Below are 16991 nucleotides of genomic sequence, written 5' to 3'. Positions count from 1 at the left end.
GCCTGTTCACACCAGCGACGGTTTGAGGTGCTGCCGCGCCATGGCCAGAAACGCCATGGCGGCGGGGCTGAGCGGTTGCTTGGCCAAACGGATCGCCACGATGGGAAACTCCAGCACCGGCCGCACGATGGGCACGGCGCGCAGGTCGGGTGGCATCAGGCGTGCCACGTAGCGCGGCAGCAGCGCCACCCCGGCGCCCGCCTGGATCATGCCGAACGCGGTGGTCAGCATCGACACATGGTGCACCACCTGCGGGTACACATTGGCGACGGCGCTCAGCTCGCGGCTGACGGCGCGCCACACCACGGCATCGGGGTTCACGTGCACCAGGGGCAGGCCATCCAGATCGCGCCCTTGCACGCTGGCGCGCTGGGCCAACGGGTGGTCGTGCCGCAGGAACAGCGCCATGCGTTCGCTGAACAGGCGCTCGGTGGCCAGCTCGGAATGTGTCTGGCCAATGTCGGAGCCCAGCGCCAAATCGGCTTCGCGCGAGAGCACCTGCGCCACCATCTGCGCGGCATTGCTATCGTGCAGCGTGGCCACCAGCTGCGGGTGCGCCGCTGAAAAGCGGGTGAGCAAAGCGGGCAGCAAGGCACCGGCCGTGAGGTGCCCCACGGCCACCACCACGCGGCCTTCCTGCAGTTGCGCCTGCGAGCGGCAGGCGTGCACCGATTCGTCAATCATGCGCAGAGCGCGCTGCGCGGTGTCGGCCATCATCTGTCCCGCATCGGTGAGCCGAATGCGCCGCCCGCGCACCACCAGCGGCTGGCCCAGTTGCTGCTCCATGCGCTTGATGAGGTGGCTCACGGCGGGCTGCGTCAGCTGCAGCGCATCGGCCGCCAGCGTGAAGCTGCCCGTCTGCGCAATCGCCGCCAGGGCGCGGAACTGCTGCAGCGAGACTTCATCAGGCGTCGCAAAAGTGGGTTTCATGACGTGGCGTCATAGTGAAATAACTTTGATTATCTGTTTTGATGGATCAACAGCGCCTACATTGGCGCTTGAAAGATCCTGAACGGGTTCTACAGGCCCTGAGTTGTTGTTGTCCCCCTTGTGAGGAATCGATCCATGATCCGTCGCCACCACTTTCTGCGCGGCCTGGCCGCAGCCCTGGCGCTGGGCGCCGCCATGCCAGCCGCCCTGGCCCAGTCCAGCAAACCCATCCGCTTGGTCGTTCCATTCCCGGCAGGCGGTGCCACCGACCTGTTTGCGCGAACCCTGTCGCAAAAAATGGGCGAGCGCTTGGGTACTTCCATCGTGATCGACAACAAGCCTGGCGCAGGTGGCAGCCTGGGTTCAGACATGGCGGCCAAGGCGACTGCGGACGGCCAGACCTTGCTGTTCACCACCACCAGCACCCATTCCATCGGCCCCGCCATTGGCGCCAAGCTGCCGTATGACACGGTGCGCGACTTCACGCCCATCGCCCATGTGGGCAATGCGCCCAGCATCATGTTGGTGCCCAATAGCTCGCCTGCGAAGACGGTGAAAGAGTGGATCGAGTACGCCAAGAAGAACCCCGGCAAGCTCAATTACGCCTCCAGCGGCAACGGCACCATCGTGCAACTGACGGCCGAGCTGTTCAAGGCGCAGGCAGGCGTGTTCGTCACGCACATCCCCTACAAGGGCACGGGCTTGGCGATTCCTGATCTGGTGGCTGGGCAGCTGGATGTGTTGTTTGACTCGCTGCCCACCGGCATGCCCCATGTGCGCGATGGGCGCTTGCGCGCCCTGGCTGTCACCACGCTCAAGCGCTCCCCCCTGGCCCCTGATTTGCCGCCCGTGGCCGACACGCTGCCCGGTTTCGAGTCCAGCACCTGGTTTGGCCTGTATGACCCCAAGGGCTTGCCTGCCGAGGTGGTCAACCGGGTGAACACCGCTGCCAACCAGGCACTGAGCGACCCCGAGGTGCGCGCCAAGCTCACCACCCTGGGCATTGAACCCGTGACCAGCACGCCTGCGCAGTTCGCCAAGATGGTGGCTGACGACCAAGCCAAGTGGAAACGCATCATTGCCGAGCGCAAGATCGTCAACGAATAAACCATTGCTTCACCGCTGCTTCATACCCAGCCACACCCGCTTCCCGGAGACCGCATGCAGATCAACCACCCAAACCCCTACCTGTCCACCCGCATTCCCGTTTTTGCGCGCAATGTGGTGTCCACCTCGCACCCCCTGGCCGCGCAGGCGGGCCTGCTCATCCTGCACAAGGGCGGGAATGCGGTGGATGCGGCCGTGGCCGCAGCCGCTGTGATGACGCTGGTGGAGCCGGTGAGCAACGGCCTGGGCAGCGATGCGTTCTGCATCTTGTGGGATGGGCAGCAACTGCACGGCCTCAATGCCTCGGGGCCCGCGCCGCAGGCCTGGACGCCTGAATATTTCAAGGCCAAATACGGCGATGGCGCACCCACGCCGCCCATGCGCGGCATGGACTCCGTCACCATCCCTGGCGCAGTGCGTGGCTGGGTGGCACTGAGCAAGCGCTTTGGCAAGCTGCCTTTTGCTGACCTGATGGCCCCAGCCATCGAGGTGGCCGAGCGCGGTTACCTGGTGCCCCCCGTGGTGCAGCAGAAGTGGGCAGCGGCCACGCCTGTGCTGCAGGGCATTGCCGGTTTTGCGGGCACCTTCTTGCCCTGGGGCCGTGCGCCCGAGGTGGGAGATCTGTTCCGCTTCCCTGCGGCCGCGCGCGCGCTCAAGGCCATTGCGGCCAGCAACGGTGATGCGATGTACGAAGGCGAGATTGCCGAAGCCCTGGCCGCGTTTGCCAAGGAGCAGGGCGGTGCGCTGACGGTGAAAGACCTGGCCAGCTACCAGCCCGAGTGGGTCACGCCGATTTCGCGCGACTACCGGGGCTACACGCTGCACGAGATTCCGCCCAACGGCCAAGGCATTGCCGCGCTGATCGCGCTGGGCATTCTCGAAAAGTTCGATCTGGCCAGTCTGCCGGTGGACTCCACGGCGTCGCAGCACTTGCAGATCGAGGCAATGAAGCTGGCGTTTGCCGATGTGTACCGTTACGTGTCGGAACGCTCCACCATGGAAGTGACGACCGAGCAGATGCTGGACGACGCCTACCTGGCCTCGCGCGCGCGCCTCATCGACATGCGCAGGGCGCAGGACTTCCAGGCGGGCAACCCGGTCAAGGGCGGCACCATTTACCTCACGGCGGCCGATGAGAACGGCATGATGGTCAGCTTCATTCAGAGCAACTACATGGGCTTTGGCTCGGGCTGTGTGGAACCCCACTACGGCATCAGCCTGCAAAACCGGGGCTACGGTTTCAGCCTGGACGCCGCCAGCCCCAACGTGGTGGCACCGGGCAAGCGGCCCTTCCACACCATCATTCCGGCCTTCCTGACCAAGGACGGCCAGCCTGTGATGAGCTACGGCGTGATGGGCGGCAACATGCAGCCGCAGGGGCACATGCAGACGTTGGTGCGCATGTTGGACTATCGCCAGGGCCTGCAGGCTGCGTGCGATGCGCCACGCTGGCGCTTCAACAAGGGCCTGAACATCAACATGGAAGCTGCCATGAATGCGGCCACGGTGCAGGGCCTGAAAGACCTGGGCCATGAGATCGATGTCATCAACGATTCGTACCAGGACTTTGGCGCGGGCCAGTTCATCTGGCGCGCAGGCAACCCGGCCGTGGAAGGCTATGTGGCCGCCAGCGACCCGCGCCGCGACGGGCTGGCTGCAGGGTACTGAGGCCTGAGGTCCCTCGCGGAGAGCCGGGCCCTGTTGTCACTGGGGATCGATGCGCGCCTTGGCGTAGGGCGCTCGATCCATGTCGCGCACTTCCACGCTCAATTGCACCGATACACCCGCCGGGCGCGGGGTAAGGCGTTGCAGCACTTCCAGCACGCGCGCTGCCAGCTCGCTTTTCGCTTCGGGCGTGCGGCCCGACAGCAAGCGCAGCTCTGCGTGCACAAAGCCGCGCGGCTCAGGCGCTGTGCCCATCACGAAATCGGTCACGTCCACGAAGCGGATCTTCAGGTCAGCCTCGACCGGGATTTGCGGGTGGGCGGTGAGCGAAGCGGCCAACTCTTTGAGCGCCTGGGCTTTGGGATAGGTGCCGAGGTTGGCTGTGGTTTCGATGACCAGATGGGGCATGGTTGCGGGCTTTCGGTACAGTGGGTGTTGATCAGAGTCAGGTGCGCGGGCTGTGGCGCCTTGGGGCAAGCAGGCTCTGGGCAGGGGTGATCCGCTAGTCAAGTGGCACCCCGCGGCCCGAAGTGTGCCCGCTTTTCCATCACTTTGTTCGCGGCCCGTGCACGCTCTGGGTGGGGCTGCTGGCTTGGCAGGCTGCTCAGTCGGTGAAAGATTTCACCTGCACGGGCAGGTTTGGGGGCTGCCAGCGGTACTGGGGGTTCAGCACATTGCGCTCAGGCATTTCACCCTGCCAATCCAAACCCAGAATGTCGGCCACCGTCCACCCCGCCCAGTCGGCGCGGAAGGGGCGCTGCGCCACATCGGTAGACGCGGCCGGGCGGCTGTGGTTGGTCCAGACGATGGTGGGAATGCGGTAGCCCGCTTCCGTGCCGGGGCTGTGGCCTGCACGGTTTTCACCATGGCCCACTTCCTGGCCATGGTCCGACAGGTACACCCAAGCCCGGCGCTCTTGCGCCTTTGCGTCCAGCTGCGTCACGCGCAGGGATTCCGCCACCACGAAGTCGTGGTACAGCAGCGCCGCGTCGTACTCTTGCCGATGGCGGCGCACCAGGGCCGATCGCTGCTGGGTGACCATTTGCGTCTCGACGCTGTCCACTTCATCGTCGAAGGGGTTTTCACCTTTGGGGAAGCGCAGGCGGTAGTGCGGGTGGGCGCCCAGCAGGTGCACGATGATGAACTTGCGCTCGGCGGGGTCTGCCAGCGCTTCCTGAATGCAGTCCAGCAGTTCGCCGTCCAGCGAGGCGCTGGCGCGGCCCGGGGTGCGGTTGACCATGTCCACCACGTTGGCCAGCCGTGCGTGCTGTTGCTCCACCGCGATGTCATCGTGGTTGCTCATCCACCAGACCTTGTAGCCCGCAGTGCGCGCCATGGCGATCAGGTGCTGGGCCTGCGCAGCATCGGGCTCGCCAAACCCGAACAGGTTGTTCAGCGAAGGCAGCGTGCTGGCGTCTGCCGACCAGGCGTGGCGCAGCACCAGCATCTCTTCCGGGTGGCGGCGCTGCATGTCCAGCAGGCGCGGCGTGGTGGCGCGGCCATAGCCATACAGCTGCATGTTGTCGCGGTTGATGCTGTCGGCGATGACCAGCACTACGGTGGATGGGCCGGACAGTGTCATCTGGGGCGCCAGTGCCTGCGCGCGCTGCAGCAACTGGGCGCGGCGCTCGTCCTGGTCGTGCCACTGGGCTTGCAAGGCCGTGACCGACTGGGCCAGCTGCGGCCAGTACAGCAGCGGGTGCAGGCGCCGCCAGGGCTTGCTGACCCAGGCAACGCTGCAGATCACCAGGGCCACAGCCAGTGTGATGGTTTGCCAGCGGGCCGGTGGCCGCACAGGCCCGCTGCCCGCATGGTCTGCCGGTGCCGTGGTGCGCCACACCAGCGCACCGGTGCCCAGCACCATGGCCAGCCCCAGCAGCGCCGTGTGCCAGTGCATGCCCATGTATTCGGCCATCTCGCGCGCATTGGTATTGGCCAGCGCGCCCAGCACGGTGGCGCTGTCGGGGGCAGACTGGTAGGTTTCCATGAGGTAGGCGCGCACCATGCCATCGGCGGCAAAGGCCAGGGTGAGCAGCACCACAGCCACCCGCCGCAACTGACGCATTCCCGCAGTGCGCACCGGCCACGCCATCCACAGCACGGCGGGCAAAAACAGCACCAGCAGTTGCGCTACCCGCCGGCCGTCATGCCCGAGGATGATGAAGAACGTGGCAATGGCGAGCAGGGCGGCGCTGGGCAACATGGGAGAGCTTTTTGGGCAAGGCGGGCAAGACCCGCAAGCACACCCTGCGCTGGGGCAGGCAGGGTGGGCGGCGGCGCAGTCTATCAGCCCCGCGAATTCCCTTCAGTGCCCTGCCTTTTTTCGGGCTTCGCCCCAGTGGCCCTGGCTGGGGCCTCAGCGCTGCACCGGTGGCACCAGAATGGTGGGCGCAGCAGGCGCAGCCACTTCCGGGTAGTCGCGGCTGAAGTGCAGACCCCGGCTTTCGCGGCGCAGCTGTGCGCTTTTCACGATCAGGTCGGCCACCTGCACCAGATTGCGCAGCTCCAGCAGGTCGCGCGTGACGTGAAAGTGCGCGTAGAACTCCTGAATCTCGCCTTGCAGCATCGCAATGCGGTGCGCGGCGCGCTCCAGGCGCTTGTTGGTGCGCACGATGCCTACGTAGTCCCACATGAAGCGGCGCAGCTCGTCCCAGTTGTGCGAGATGACGACGGACTCGTCCGCGTCGGTCACGCGGCTGTCGTCCCAGGCGGGCACGGTGGGCAGTTCGGCAGCAGGTGTGGCGGCAATCGCCAGGGCGGCAGCGCGTGCGAACACCATGCATTCAAGCAGCGAGTTGCTGGCCAGCCGGTTGGCGCCGTGCAGGCCGGTGTAGGCGACTTCGCCCACGGCGTAGAGGCCCGGCAGGTCGGTGCGGCCAGCCAGATCGGTCAGCACGCCGCCGCAGGTGAAGTGGGCGGTGGGCACCACGGGGATGGGTTCCTTCGTGATGTTGATGCCCAGCGATGCGCAGTGCGCCAGGATGTTGGGGAAGTGCTCCTGCAAAAACGCGGGGCTTTGGTGCGAGATGTCGAGGTGCACACAGTCGAGGCCGTGCTTTTTCATCTCGAAGTCGATGGCGCGGGCCACCACATCGCGCGGGGCCAGTTCGGCGCGTGGGTCGTGGTCGGGCATGAAGCGCGTGCCACCGGCCGATGGGGGCAGCTTGAGTTGCCCGCCTTCGCCACGCACCGCCTCGCTGATCAGAAAGGACTTTTCGTGCGGGTGGTACAGGCCTGTGGGGTGGAACTGGATGAACTCCATGTTCGCCACGCGGCAGCCTGCACGCCAAGCGGCCGCAATGCCGTCGCCCGTGGCGGTGTCGGGGTTCGTGGTGTACAGGTACACCTTGCCCGCGCCGCCCGTGGCCAGGATGGTTTGCGGTGCGCGGAAGGTCACAACCTCGTCCGTGTCACTGTCCAGCGCATACAGGCCCAGGCAGCGGTTGCCGTTCAATCCCAGCTTGCGTGTGGTGATCAGGTCCACCAGCGTGTGCTGCTCAAACAGGGTGATGCCGGGCGTGCCGCGCACCACGTCGATCAGCGTGCGCTGCACCGCTGCGCCGGTGGCGTCCGTCACATGGGCGATGCGGCGCGCGCTGTGGCCGCCTTCGCGGGTCAGGTGCAGCTGGTCGCCTTCGAGCGTGAAGGGCACGCCCAGGCCGCGCAGCCAGGCGATGGACTCGGGCGCGTTCTCCACCACAAAGCGCGTGGTGGCCAGGTCGCATAGGCCTGCGCCTGCCACCAGTGTGTCTTCAATGTGCGCGGCAAAGCTGTCGTCGTCGGCCAGCACGGCGGCAATGCCGCCCTGGGCCCAGCCGCTGGAGCCATCTTGCAGCGTGCGCTTGGTGATGACGGCCACGCGGTGTGTGGGCGCCAGGTGCAGTGCGGCCGAGAGGCCGGCGAGGCCGCTGCCTACGATGAGAACGTCGAAGTCGTGGGATGCCATGGCTTGCGGGTGAGGAAAGGGGTAACGCCATGGCCACCGGCCAGGGCGGTGGACGGGGGGAGCCAGTCTAGACTGGCGTGTAAGCGAGGCGCACGTAAATGGGGGCGAATGCCTCGGCCTGCGTGATTTCGATCAGCGTCTCTTTGGCCAGCTCCAGCAGCGCAATAAAGGTCACCACCAGCACCGTGCTGCCTTTTTCAGGCTCGAAGAGTTCTTCAAACTCCACAAAGCGGCGGCCCTGCAAAGTCTTGAGCACCATGCTCATGTACTCGCGCACGCTCAGCTCTTCGCGGGTGATCTTGTGGTGTTGCACCAGCTTGGCGCGCTTCAAAATGTCGCGCCAGGCTTCCTGCAGTTCCACCACATGCACGTCGGGGAAGCGCGGCTGCAGGCTTTGTTCGATGTAGACCTGTGCCTTCAAAAAGTCGCGGCCGTACTGCGGCAGCTGTCCCAGGCGCGCGGCAGCCATCTTCATCTGCTCGTATTCGAGCAGTCGGCGCACCAGCTCGGCGCGCGGGTCTTCGGGCTCTTCGCCCTCGGCCTGCTTCTTGGGCGGGAGCAGCATGCGCGACTTGATCTCGATGAGCATTGCCGCCATCAGCAAATACTCGGCGGCCAGCTCCAGGTTGCGGCTGCGGATCTCGTCCACATACGCCAGATACTGCTTGGTCACCCCCACCATGGGGATGTCGAGGATGTTGAAGTTCTGCTTGCGGATCAGGTACAGCAGCAAATCCAGCGGGCCTTCAAAGGCCTCGAGGAAGATTTCAAGCGCGTCGGGCGGGATGTACAGGTCTTGCGGCAGCGCAAACAGTGGCTCGCCATACAGGCGCGCCAGCGCCACCTGATCCACCACGTCGGGCATGGTGCTGCCAGTAGCTTCCGGTTGATTGTCGGCGGGTGCGCTGCTGGTGGGCGCTGCGTTGCTCATGTTTGCTATGAAATAAATAGCTGCTAGCGCTTGCTGGTCAAGCGCCAGGGGCTGATTACATTGCAAATGCTGGCGGCGGCAAGGCTCAGTCCGCGTTGGTCTGGTAGACGTAAGGCTTTTGGGCCACGCGCGCCTGGCGGTAATCGTTCCATAGCTGGCGGTCTACCTGCTTGTCCCACAGCAGGGCGCGGCCGGCTTGCTGCTGCTTGTCCAGTTCAGGCTTGGTGGCCTTGAGCTGGTTGATGAATTGGGTGGCGTCGGATTGGTAGTCGGGGCGGCGGAAAATAGACATGTGCAGTGAACCTCTTTTGCTGGATTTTACCGGGACGATGCCATGCCACTTTCTGATCATATTCACCGTGCCGCCGCCACCGTGCTGGCGGCACTCGCCCTGCTGGCCGCAGCGGGGTGCGACCCCCAGCGGCTGAGCGAGTTGCAGCCGGGCGTTTCCACCGAAGCCGATGTGCGCGACCGCTTCGGCGCCCCTGAGATGATCTGGGAGGAGCCAGGCGGTGCCCGCACCTTTGAGTACAACCGCCAGCCCGCCGGCCAGGTCAATTACATGATCACGCTGGGGGCCGACGGCAAGCTGGCCGGGGTGCGCCAGGTGCTGACGCCCGAGAACTTCGCGCGCATTCAGCCGGGCATGCCCATGAGCGAAGTGCGCCGCATGCTGGGCAAGCCCGCCAAAACCATGCACTTCGCCCTCAAGGGCGAAACCGAGGTGGACTGGCGCTTTGCCTTGCCCGCCACCTCGCCCAAGCTGTTCACCGTGGTGCATGGGCCAGACCAGCGTGTACTGCGCACCTACACGGGTGACGACATGGATGCCCACGAGAACAAGGGCGGTGGTCGATAGAGCCAGGTGTGCTACTGGATTTTGAAAATAGAAGAAAATAAGGCCCAGCGCTTGAATCTTAAGCGCTGAATGCTATTTATTTAATAGCAATTGAGGCGTTGATTGTCGCTGGCAACAGAGCCACATTCCGTTTGGCGCGCTGTTTGCTTGTGTTCTTGTGCCCCCGTGACAGGGGCCCATGGTGTTGGGGCTCACAAGGCTCTGACCCCTCTCCATTTTCAAAACCAAGAGTTTTTTCCATGTCTCCTGCTGAATCCAGCAACTCGTCTGCCCCCGGCCCCGTAGTGTCTTTGCGCCACGGCACTTATGAAGATGCGCAAGCCCTGTTCTCGGGCACCCTGTTTGTGGCCATGGCGCTCATGCTGTTCAACCAGGCCGGGTTGCTCATTGGCAGCACGGCGGGCATGGCATTTTTGCTGCACTACGTCACCGACATCTCGTTCGGCAAGCTGTTCTTTGTGGTGAACCTGCCCTTTTACTGGTTCGCCTGGACACGCATGGGCCGCGAGTTCACGCTCAAAACCTTCGTCAGCGTGGCACTGCTGTCGCTGTTGACCGAGCTGTTCCCGCATGTGATGCAGGTCAGCTACATCAATCCGCTATTTGCCTCCCTGCTCGGTGGGCTGCTGCTGGGCACGGGCTGCTTGTTCCTGGCTCGGCACCGCTCCAGCCTGGGGGGCGCCACCATCGTGTCGCTGTACATGCAAAACCGCTACGGCGTGCGGGCGGGCAAGGTGCAACTGGCGATCGACTGCGTAGTGCTGCTGCTGGCCCTGTTCGTGGTGCCGCTCGAGCGGGTGTTTTATTCGGTGCTGGCGGCCGTGGTGATGGGCGTGTTTTTATGGATCAGCCACCGGCCGGGGCGGTACGTGGGCGGTTGACGCTTCTGCCCTGAGGCTGGTTGCCTGGCGCTGCTATCAGCGTGTGTTGCCAAAAGAAAAGGCCCTCTGAGCGAGGGCCTTGTCATTGGAACCAATCGCAGGCGATCAGCGCACCCGCATGCCGGGCGTGGCGCCGGGCCAGGGGTTGAGCACGTAGATGCCGGGGTTGGCTTTTTCGTCGCCATGGCTGGCGGCCAGCACCATGCCTTCGCTCACGCCAAACTTCATCTTGCGCGGGGCCAGGTTGGCCACCATCACGGTGTGCTTGCCCACCAGATCTTCGGGCTTGTAGGCGCTGGCAATGCCGCTGAACACGTTGCGGGTCTTGCCCTCGCCCACGTCCAGCGTCAGGCGCAGCAGTTTGGTCGATCCTTCCACCGGCTCGCAGTTCACGATCAGGGCGATGCGCAGGTCGATCTTGGTGAAGTCGTCGATGGTGATGGTGGGGGCCAGCTCTTCGCCTCCTGGAGCTGCTACGGTTTCTGTAGCTGCTGGCGCTTGTGCTGCTTGGGCTGGAGGCTCAAACAATGCCTCAAGCTGCTCGGGCGTCACGCGCTGCATCAGGTGGTTGTAGGGCTGGATGGCCTGCACGTTGCCGTCCACGGCCCACTCGGTCATGCTGCGGCCGACGAAGCCTTCCACGGCACGTGAAAGGCCAGGCAGCACGGGCGCCAGGTAGCGGGTGAGGGCGTCGAACGCGTTGATGAGCACCGAGCACACCTGGTGCAGGGCCACATTGTTGGCGGCGTCCTTGGCCAGGTCCCAGGGCTTGTTCTGGTCCACGTAGGCGTTGATGCGGTCGGCCAGCAGCATGATTTCGCGGGTGGCCTTGCCGTATTCACGGGCTTCGTACAGCTGGGCCAGGGTGTCGCGGGCGCCGCGCACCTCGGCCAGCAGGGCGCTGCCAGCAGCGTCAAAGTCTTGGGTCAGCTTGCCTTCAAACCGCTTGGTCAGGAACCCCGCCGCACGGCTGGCAATGTTCACGTACTTACCGATCAAATCGCTGTTCACGCGCAGCATGAAGTCTTCGGCATTGAAGTCGATGTCTTCGTTGCGCGCGCTGAGCTTGGCGGCCAGGTAGTAGCGCAGCCATTCGGCGTTCATGCCCAGGCTCAGGTACTTGAGCGGGTCGAGGCCCGTGCCCCGGCTCTTGCTCATCTTCTCGCCGTTGTTCACGGTGAGGAAGCCGTGCACGAACACGCTGTTGGGCGTCTTGCGGCCGCTGAAGTGCAGCATGGCGGGCCAGAACAGGGTGTGGAAGGTGACGATGTCCTTGCCGATGAAGTGGTACTGCTCAAGCAGCGGGTCGGCCATGTAGGCGTCGTAGCTTTCGCCGCGTTTGTCCAGCAGGTTCTTGAGCGAGGCGAGGTAGCCCACGGGCGCATCGAGCCACACATAGAAGTACTTGCCGGGCGCGTCCGGGATCTCGATGCCGAAGTAGGGCGCATCGCGGCTGATGTCCCAGTCGCCCAGGCCTTCGCTGGTGGTGCCGTCGGGGTTGGTGCGGACGCTGAACCATTCCTTGATCTTGTTGGCCACCTCGGGCTGGAGCTTGCCGTCTTGCGTCCAGTTCTGCAAAAACTCCACGCAGCGCGGGTCTGAGAGCTTGAAGAAGAAGTGCTCGGAGTGTTTCAGCTCGGGCTTGGCGCCGGAGAGGGCCGAGTAGGGGTTGATCAGGTCGGTGGGGGCGTACACCGTGCCGCACACCTCGCAGTTGTCGCCGTACTGGTCCTTGGCGTGGCACTTGGGGCATTCGCCCTTGATGTAGCGGTCAGGCAGGAACATGTTCTTCTCGGGGTCGAAGAACTGCTCGATGGTGCGCACTTCGATCAGGCTGCCATCGGCGCGGTCGCGCAGGTCGCGGTAGATCTGGCGGGCCAGTTCGTGGTTTTCGGGCGCGTCGGTGCTGTGCCAGTTGTCAAAGCTGATGTGAAAGCCGTCCAGATACTGCTTGCGGCCTGCGGCAATGTTGGCCACAAACTGCTGGGGCGTGACGCCGGCTTTTTCGGCGGCAATCATGATGGGCGCGCCGTGCGTGTCGTCCGCGCCCACAAAGTTCACGGCATTGCCCTGCATTCGCTGGAACCGCACCCAGATGTCGGCCTGGATGTATTCCATGATGTGGCCGATGTGGAAGTTGCCGTTGGCATACGGCAGGGCGGTGGTGACGAAGAGTTTGCGGGCAGGTGACGACATGGGGAGACACTTTCTCAGGCGGAACCCGCGATTTTAGGCCACGGCCCGTGCGGTTGCCACGCAACCCGGTCTTGCCCCGGGGGGCTACTGGTGCAGCTGGGTGCGCACTTCGGCGCCGGTGTCCGTCCAGCCAAAAAACTGGCACACCTGGGCGCGCATGGCCAGGGTGTCGGCCCGGCCCAGGGCCATCAGTTCTTGGGTGTAACCGGCCTCAAACAGCAGGTAACTGGCCAGCGCCGCGCCGCGCACGTCGGCCATGTTCGAGGTGACGCCCAGCGCGCCCAGCATGGTGCGCACCGGCGTGGGCAGGTCGCCCACATGGCGGGCGGCCACGGCATCCAGCCGCTGCGAGGGGGCGATGACCAGCAGCTCAATCGGCCGCAGGGCGCTGTGGGTGCGCTTTTCTTCGGGGATGAGTGAGAGCGTCTGGTTGATGCGCTGCACACGTTCCACATCCACCGCCAGCGCATCCAGAAAGATGTTGGAAAGCGCGTGCCCCGCAATTTGCGCAAGCGACGGGTAGTTGGGCGTGGGGTTGGCAGCTGCGTCGTTCTTGGGTTCGTGCATGCGGCCTGCGCCGATCACCAGAATGCGCTCGGCCCCCAGGTGGATGGCCGGGGCGATGGGCGCGGACTGGCGCATGGAGCCGTCGCCAAAGTATTCGATGTGGTCGTCCACCTCAATGCCCTTGGCCTGGAAGATGAACGGAATGGCTGAGGACGCGAGCAGGTGCTCGTGCGTGATGCGATCGCTGGCCGCCTTGCGCTGCGAGCGCACCCAGGGTTTGACGGGTGTGGCGGCCTCAAAAAACGTGACGTGCTCGCCCGAGCTGTAGCTGGACGCCGTGACGGCCAGCGCCTTCAAATGCCCCTTGCGGATGAGGCGGGGCAGGCGCACCAATGGCACCATCTTGACCAACAGTTTTTCGAGTGGCTTGTTGTCCAGCAGCGACTGAGGCCGCATGCGCCGCCAGCGGGCCAGCGCCCAGCCAATCGACACCAGCGTGAGCCAGCGCGCGCCGCTGCGCATCACGCTCAGTGAATCGGCCCCGTACACCTGGTTGGCATGGAATTGCCGCCACACCCGGGCAATGCGCCGCACGGCGCGGTCAAAGTTGTCGGCCCCGCAGGCCAGCGCGGCGGCGTTGATGGCGCCCGCCGAGGTGCCGGTGATGATGGGAAACGGGTTGGGCTCGCTACCTGCGCCGCAGGCCTGGCGCAGGTCGGCAATCGCCTCCAGCACCCCCACCTGGTAGGCCGCGCGGGCGCCGCCACCGGTCAGCAGCAAGCCTGTGGGCGGAGCGGATGTGGGCGCTTTGGGGGCTGCTTGGGGCATGGTCTGGTGAGGGTGATCAGAAAGAGCCACCGTGGCAGATGCGCTGCAGCGGCTTCGAAGGCTGAAAGTGTGCGGCTCGGCCGCAGCCCGCAGGCTTTGGGAAAACCCGCGCCCCTGGCCACAGGGCGCCGCAGTGTGTCAGCCGAGCAACAGCACGGCCAGTGCGGGCCCCTGCAGGATGGTGATGCCATGGTCGCGCGCAAACAGCGCAGCGGTTTCGCTCACGGTGCCTTGCCCTGCCACGTAGATGCCGCCCTGGGCGTTTTCAGCCTGCATGGCGCTGTACAGCTCGCGCAGTGGTTCCACGCCGTGCGTGGCGGCTTTCCAGCGTTTGGCGCTGACCAGAGTGGTCTGGCCGTTTTGGGTCAACCGCAGGTCTACGGCCCCTTTTGATGGGGCGTTCACCCCATAACCCTGGCCCGCCCAGGCGCGGGTGAGGGCCTGCGAGAACTTGGCCCACGGCATCGCCTGGGCTTGGTCGAGCATGGTTTGCACCTTGGCAGCGCTGGGCGCGCGCAGCTGGCGCCAGGCCGCGATGCAGCCCACCACAAAAATGGGAAAGCCGCCCAGCGCGCCATAAATGAAGTACTCCGATGGCAGCAGCGCCTTGGAGATGAGCGCGACGCAGGCGACCAGCACAAAGCTGATCCACCACGGCGAGCGCAGCAGCAAGGCGAACAGGGAGTTTTCGGACATCTTGAATTTCACGGTGGCTTCTCGCTTGGGCGTTGGGGCAATGGCTGCGCATTGTCGTGCAGTTGCAGGGCTGTTATGGGCATGCGGGAGCACTGCCAAAGTGGGGCCTTCACGGCTTGCCCACAAGAAAAATCGGTGAAAGCCCCTTGGATAGACTACGGCCCCCACAGGAGTTATTTGAATGTCAGTCACCGAACAAGGCCTTTTGGCCGCACTTTCCAGCGTGCTCGACCCCCACACGGGCAAGGATTTTGTCAGCACCCGCGCACTGCGCAATGTGCAGATCAGCGGTGGCGACGTGGCGTTTGACGTGGAGCTGGGCTACCCCGCCAAGAGCCTGGTGCCCGAGCTGCGCCGCAGCCTGGTAGCTGCCGCCAAGGGCGTTGCCGGGGTGAGCAACGTGTCGGTCAACATCACCACCAAGGTCATCGCCCATGCCGTGCAGCGTGGCGTGCAGCTCTTGCCCCAGGTGAAGAACATCATTGCCGTGGCCTCGGGCAAGGGCGGTGTGGGCAAGAGCACCACCGCCGCCAACCTGGCGCTGGCCCTGGCGGCCGAGGGTGCCAGCGTGGGTGTGCTGGACGCCGACATCTACGGCCCCAGCCAGCCCATGATGCTGGGCATCAGCCGCCGCCCGGAGAGCGAGGACGGCAAGACCATGGAGCCGCTCGAGAACTACGGCGTGCAGGTCATGTCCATCGGCTTCCTGGTGGATCAGGACGAGGCCATGATCTGGCGCGGCCCCATGGCTACGCAGGCGCTGGAGCAGCTGCTGCGCCAGACCAACTGGAAGGACCTGGATTACCTCATCATCGACATGCCGCCGGGTACGGGCGACATCCAGCTCACGCTCTCCCAGCGCGTGCCCATGACCGGCGCGGTGATCGTCACCACGCCGCAGGACATTGCGCTGCTGGACGCCAAGAAGGGCATCAAGATGTTCGAGAAGGTGGGCGTGCCCATCCTGGGCATCGTGGAGAACATGGCCGTGCACGTGTGCAGCAACTGCGGCCATGTGGAGCACATCTTCGGCGCCGACGGCGGCAAGAAGATGGCCGCGGACTATGGCATGGACTACCTGGGCGCGCTGCCGCTGGACATGCACATCCGCCTGCAGGCCGACAGCGGCAAGCCCACCGTGGTGGCCGACCCTGACGGCGAGGTCGCGCAGATCTACAAGAAGGTGGCGCGCGATGTGGCGGTGAAGATCGCCCAGCAGGCCAAGGATTTTTCCAGCAAGTTCCCCACCATCTCGATCAGTAAGAACACCTGATCCTCCCGAGCCGCCTGAGCCGCCCCCACTCGCCATGAACCTGCTCGCGTCCCTGCGCTACCTGGTGGCGCTGCACGAGCACCGGCACTTTGGCCGCGCCGCGCAGGCCTGCCACATCACGCAGCCGGCCCTGTCCAACGCGCTGCGTGCGCTGGAAAAAGAATTTGGCGTGGTGGTGGTGCGCCGGGGCCGCAGCTTTGAAGGCTTTACGCCCGAAGGCGAGCGCGTGCTGGCCACCGCCCAGCGCATGCTGCACGAGCACCAGGTGCTGCAGCAGGACCTGAGCAGCGACGCCGCCCACCCGCGCGGCACGCTGCGCCTGGGCGCCGTGCCCACGGCCATGCCCATCCTCGCGCGGTTTGCGGCGCAGTTGCAGGCACGGCACCCGGGCATCGTACCGGTGGTGTTGTCGATGAGCTCGCAGGCGTTGGAGGCGGGGCTGGAAAACATTTCGCTGGACCTGGCGCTGGGCTACACCGAACGCATGCCCGCACGCGGCGGCCCGCTGCGGGCCTGGCCGCAGTATGTGGAGCACTACTTTCTGCTGCGCCGTGCCTCCCAGCCGCCCAAGGGCGCAGCGCGCTGGCTGCAGATTGGCCCGCCCATGGCCTGGGCCGATGCGGCGGCGCTGCCGCTGTGCCTGCTCACCCCCGAGATGCACAACCGCAGCCTGGTCGATGGCGCCTTCCGAGCGGCAGGCGCCACGGTCATGCCCGCCATGGAAACCGATTCGGTGCTGACCCTGGCGCTGAGCGTGGTGGCAGGCCAGTTGTGCAGCGTCCTTCCCGGTGCGCTGGTGGATGCAGTGCGCGGCCATGAGGGGCTGGAGGCGCTGCCTCTGACCGCTCCAATGCTTACCACGCCCATCGGATTCATGTCGCACCGACAGGTGCAGCCCACGCGCGCCCTCGATGCCGCGCTGGCCCTGGCGCAGGACCCCGACTGGCTGCAGCACGCAGCAGCGCACAGTGGGCTTCTGGTCGCCGATTGAGCGCTGACCCCACGGGTTGCGGTGTTTGATTCACGGGCCGTTGCAAAAACGGCCGTTTCATTTGTTTTTGTGATCGCCCCATGTGCATCGGCAATTTGACGCCGTACGAGTCCCTGGCTGACACTGCGGCGGCGCGCCTGGCCTATGCAGGCGCCTTCATACAAAACAACGCGCTCCACGC

General features: G+C 65.1%; 15 protein-coding genes. 6 read left to right on the top strand and 9 right to left on the bottom strand.

Annotated elements, in window-relative coordinates; genetic code table 11:
* Nucleotides 1-6: 6 nt before the first annotated feature.
* Nucleotides 7-930, bottom strand: coding sequence for a LysR family transcriptional regulator (locus IHV84_RS00365; protein WP_198845372.1), 924 nt, complete (start codon nucleotides 928-930; stop codon nucleotides 7-9).
* Between the two features lie 135 nt (nucleotides 931-1065).
* Between IHV84_RS00365 and IHV84_RS00360 the strand changes: the two genes are divergently transcribed.
* The gene (locus tag IHV84_RS00360) at nucleotides 1066-2037 is read left to right on the top strand and encodes a tripartite tricarboxylate transporter substrate binding protein (protein ID WP_198845371.1); all 972 of its coding nucleotides are present in this window, start codon (nucleotides 1066-1068) and stop codon (nucleotides 2035-2037) included.
* Between the two features lie 54 nt (nucleotides 2038-2091).
* On the top strand, nucleotides 2092-3705 hold the full coding sequence (locus IHV84_RS00355; RefSeq protein WP_198845370.1) for a gamma-glutamyltransferase family protein: 1614 nt from the start codon (nucleotides 2092-2094) through the stop codon (nucleotides 3703-3705).
* 36 nt (nucleotides 3706-3741) lie between these two features.
* Here IHV84_RS00355 and IHV84_RS00350 read toward each other — a convergent pair whose 3' ends face one another.
* The 5 genes from IHV84_RS00350 to IHV84_RS00330 all read right to left on the bottom strand — a co-directional run bounded on the left by IHV84_RS00350 (nucleotide 3742) and on the right by IHV84_RS00330 (nucleotide 8871).
* Complete coding sequence (locus IHV84_RS00350) at nucleotides 3742-4110, bottom strand: 5-carboxymethyl-2-hydroxymuconate Delta-isomerase (RefSeq protein WP_044396029.1); 369 nt, start codon at nucleotides 4108-4110, stop codon at nucleotides 3742-3744.
* Between the two features lie 196 nt (nucleotides 4111-4306).
* On the bottom strand, nucleotides 4307-5905 hold the full coding sequence (locus IHV84_RS00345; RefSeq protein ID WP_198845369.1) for a phosphoethanolamine transferase: 1599 nt from the start codon (nucleotides 5903-5905) through the stop codon (nucleotides 4307-4309).
* Nucleotides 5906-6058: 153 nt separating this feature from the next.
* Nucleotides 6059-7648 (bottom strand): L-aspartate oxidase, encoded by a 1590-nt coding sequence (gene nadB, locus IHV84_RS00340; RefSeq protein WP_198845368.1) that lies wholly within the window; start codon nucleotides 7646-7648, stop codon nucleotides 6059-6061.
* A gap of 67 nt (nucleotides 7649-7715) precedes the next feature.
* On the bottom strand, nucleotides 7716-8579 hold the full coding sequence (locus IHV84_RS00335) for a ScpA family protein (protein WP_066786414.1): 864 nt from the start codon (nucleotides 8577-8579) through the stop codon (nucleotides 7716-7718).
* Nucleotides 8580-8664: 85 nt separating this feature from the next.
* Nucleotides 8665-8871 (bottom strand): DUF3460 family protein, encoded by a 207-nt coding sequence (locus tag IHV84_RS00330; RefSeq protein ID WP_044396037.1) that lies wholly within the window; start codon nucleotides 8869-8871, stop codon nucleotides 8665-8667.
* 42 nt (nucleotides 8872-8913) lie between these two features.
* On the opposite strand from IHV84_RS00330, the gene IHV84_RS00325 reads away from it, so the two are divergent.
* Both IHV84_RS00325 and IHV84_RS00320 read left to right on the top strand, forming a co-directional pair.
* Nucleotides 8914-9438 carry an outer membrane protein assembly factor BamE gene (locus tag IHV84_RS00325; protein ID WP_198845367.1) on the top strand — a complete coding sequence of 175 codons (525 nt, stop codon included), beginning with the start codon at nucleotides 8914-8916 and terminating at the stop codon, nucleotides 9436-9438.
* A gap of 239 nt (nucleotides 9439-9677) precedes the next feature.
* Nucleotides 9678-10319 (top strand): YitT family protein, encoded by a 642-nt coding sequence (locus IHV84_RS00320; protein WP_198845366.1) that lies wholly within the window; start codon nucleotides 9678-9680, stop codon nucleotides 10317-10319.
* Between the two features lie 105 nt (nucleotides 10320-10424).
* Here IHV84_RS00320 and metG read toward each other — a convergent pair whose 3' ends face one another.
* The 3 genes from metG to IHV84_RS00305 all read right to left on the bottom strand — a co-directional run bounded on the left by metG (nucleotide 10425) and on the right by IHV84_RS00305 (nucleotide 14546).
* Nucleotides 10425-12515, bottom strand: coding sequence for a methionine--tRNA ligase (gene metG / locus IHV84_RS00315; RefSeq protein ID WP_198845365.1), 2091 nt, complete (start codon nucleotides 12513-12515; stop codon nucleotides 10425-10427).
* Between the two features lie 84 nt (nucleotides 12516-12599).
* Nucleotides 12600-13850, bottom strand: coding sequence for a patatin-like phospholipase family protein (locus IHV84_RS00310; RefSeq protein WP_198845364.1), 1251 nt, complete (start codon nucleotides 13848-13850; stop codon nucleotides 12600-12602).
* A gap of 138 nt (nucleotides 13851-13988) precedes the next feature.
* Nucleotides 13989-14546, bottom strand: a complete 558-nt coding sequence (locus IHV84_RS00305) for a restriction endonuclease (protein WP_198845363.1) — start codon at nucleotides 14544-14546, stop codon at nucleotides 13989-13991.
* 181 nt (nucleotides 14547-14727) lie between these two features.
* Between IHV84_RS00305 and apbC the strand changes: the two genes are divergently transcribed.
* Both apbC and IHV84_RS00295 read left to right on the top strand, forming a co-directional pair.
* Nucleotides 14728-15819, top strand: a complete 1092-nt coding sequence (apbC, locus tag IHV84_RS00300; RefSeq protein ID WP_198845362.1) for an iron-sulfur cluster carrier protein ApbC — start codon at nucleotides 14728-14730, stop codon at nucleotides 15817-15819.
* A gap of 34 nt (nucleotides 15820-15853) precedes the next feature.
* On the top strand, nucleotides 15854-16810 hold the full coding sequence (locus IHV84_RS00295) for a LysR substrate-binding domain-containing protein (RefSeq protein ID WP_198845361.1): 957 nt from the start codon (nucleotides 15854-15856) through the stop codon (nucleotides 16808-16810).
* Nucleotides 16811-16991: the final 181 nt, after the last annotated feature.

The sequence above is a fragment of the Acidovorax sp. IB03 genome (assembly GCF_016406015.1).
GTDB lineage: Bacteria > Pseudomonadota > Gammaproteobacteria > Burkholderiales > Burkholderiaceae_C > Acidovorax > Acidovorax temperans.
This window is presented reverse-complemented; position numbering and strand designations above follow the sequence as displayed.

What these genes read in the sequence shown, in the direction of transcription:
- apbC (WP_198845362.1), top strand. Translation starts at nt 14,728, where the DNA reads ATGTCAGTCACCGAACAAGGCCTTTTGGCCGCACTTTCCAGCGTGCTC.
- IHV84_RS00330 (WP_044396037.1), bottom strand. Translation starts at nt 8,871, where the DNA reads ATGTCTATTTTCCGCCGCCCCGACTACCAATCCGACGCCACCCAATTC.
- IHV84_RS00320 (WP_198845366.1), top strand. Translation starts at nt 9,678, where the DNA reads ATGTCTCCTGCTGAATCCAGCAACTCGTCTGCCCCCGGCCCCGTAGTG.
- nadB (WP_198845368.1), bottom strand. Translation starts at nt 7,648, where the DNA reads ATGGCATCCCACGACTTCGACGTTCTCATCGTAGGCAGCGGCCTCGCC.
- IHV84_RS00350 (WP_044396029.1), bottom strand. Translation starts at nt 4,110, where the DNA reads ATGCCCCATCTGGTCATCGAAACCACAGCCAACCTCGGCACCTATCCC.
- IHV84_RS00345 (WP_198845369.1), bottom strand. Translation starts at nt 5,905, where the DNA reads ATGTTGCCCAGCGCCGCCCTGCTCGCCATTGCCACGTTCTTCATCATC.
- IHV84_RS00305 (WP_198845363.1), bottom strand. Translation starts at nt 14,546, where the DNA reads ATGTCCGAAAACTCCCTGTTCGCCTTGCTGCTGCGCTCGCCGTGGTGG.
- IHV84_RS00310 (WP_198845364.1), bottom strand. Translation starts at nt 13,850, where the DNA reads ATGCCCCAAGCAGCCCCCAAAGCGCCCACATCCGCTCCGCCCACAGGC.
- IHV84_RS00365 (WP_198845372.1), bottom strand. Translation starts at nt 930, where the DNA reads ATGAAACCCACTTTTGCGACGCCTGATGAAGTCTCGCTGCAGCAGTTC.
- IHV84_RS00325 (WP_198845367.1), top strand. Translation starts at nt 8,914, where the DNA reads ATGCCACTTTCTGATCATATTCACCGTGCCGCCGCCACCGTGCTGGCG.
- IHV84_RS00360 (WP_198845371.1), top strand. Translation starts at nt 1,066, where the DNA reads ATGATCCGTCGCCACCACTTTCTGCGCGGCCTGGCCGCAGCCCTGGCG.
- IHV84_RS00295 (WP_198845361.1), top strand. Translation starts at nt 15,854, where the DNA reads ATGAACCTGCTCGCGTCCCTGCGCTACCTGGTGGCGCTGCACGAGCAC.
- IHV84_RS00355 (WP_198845370.1), top strand. Translation starts at nt 2,092, where the DNA reads ATGCAGATCAACCACCCAAACCCCTACCTGTCCACCCGCATTCCCGTT.
- IHV84_RS00335 (WP_066786414.1), bottom strand. Translation starts at nt 8,579, where the DNA reads ATGAGCAACGCAGCGCCCACCAGCAGCGCACCCGCCGACAATCAACCG.
- metG (WP_198845365.1), bottom strand. Translation starts at nt 12,515, where the DNA reads ATGTCGTCACCTGCCCGCAAACTCTTCGTCACCACCGCCCTGCCGTAT.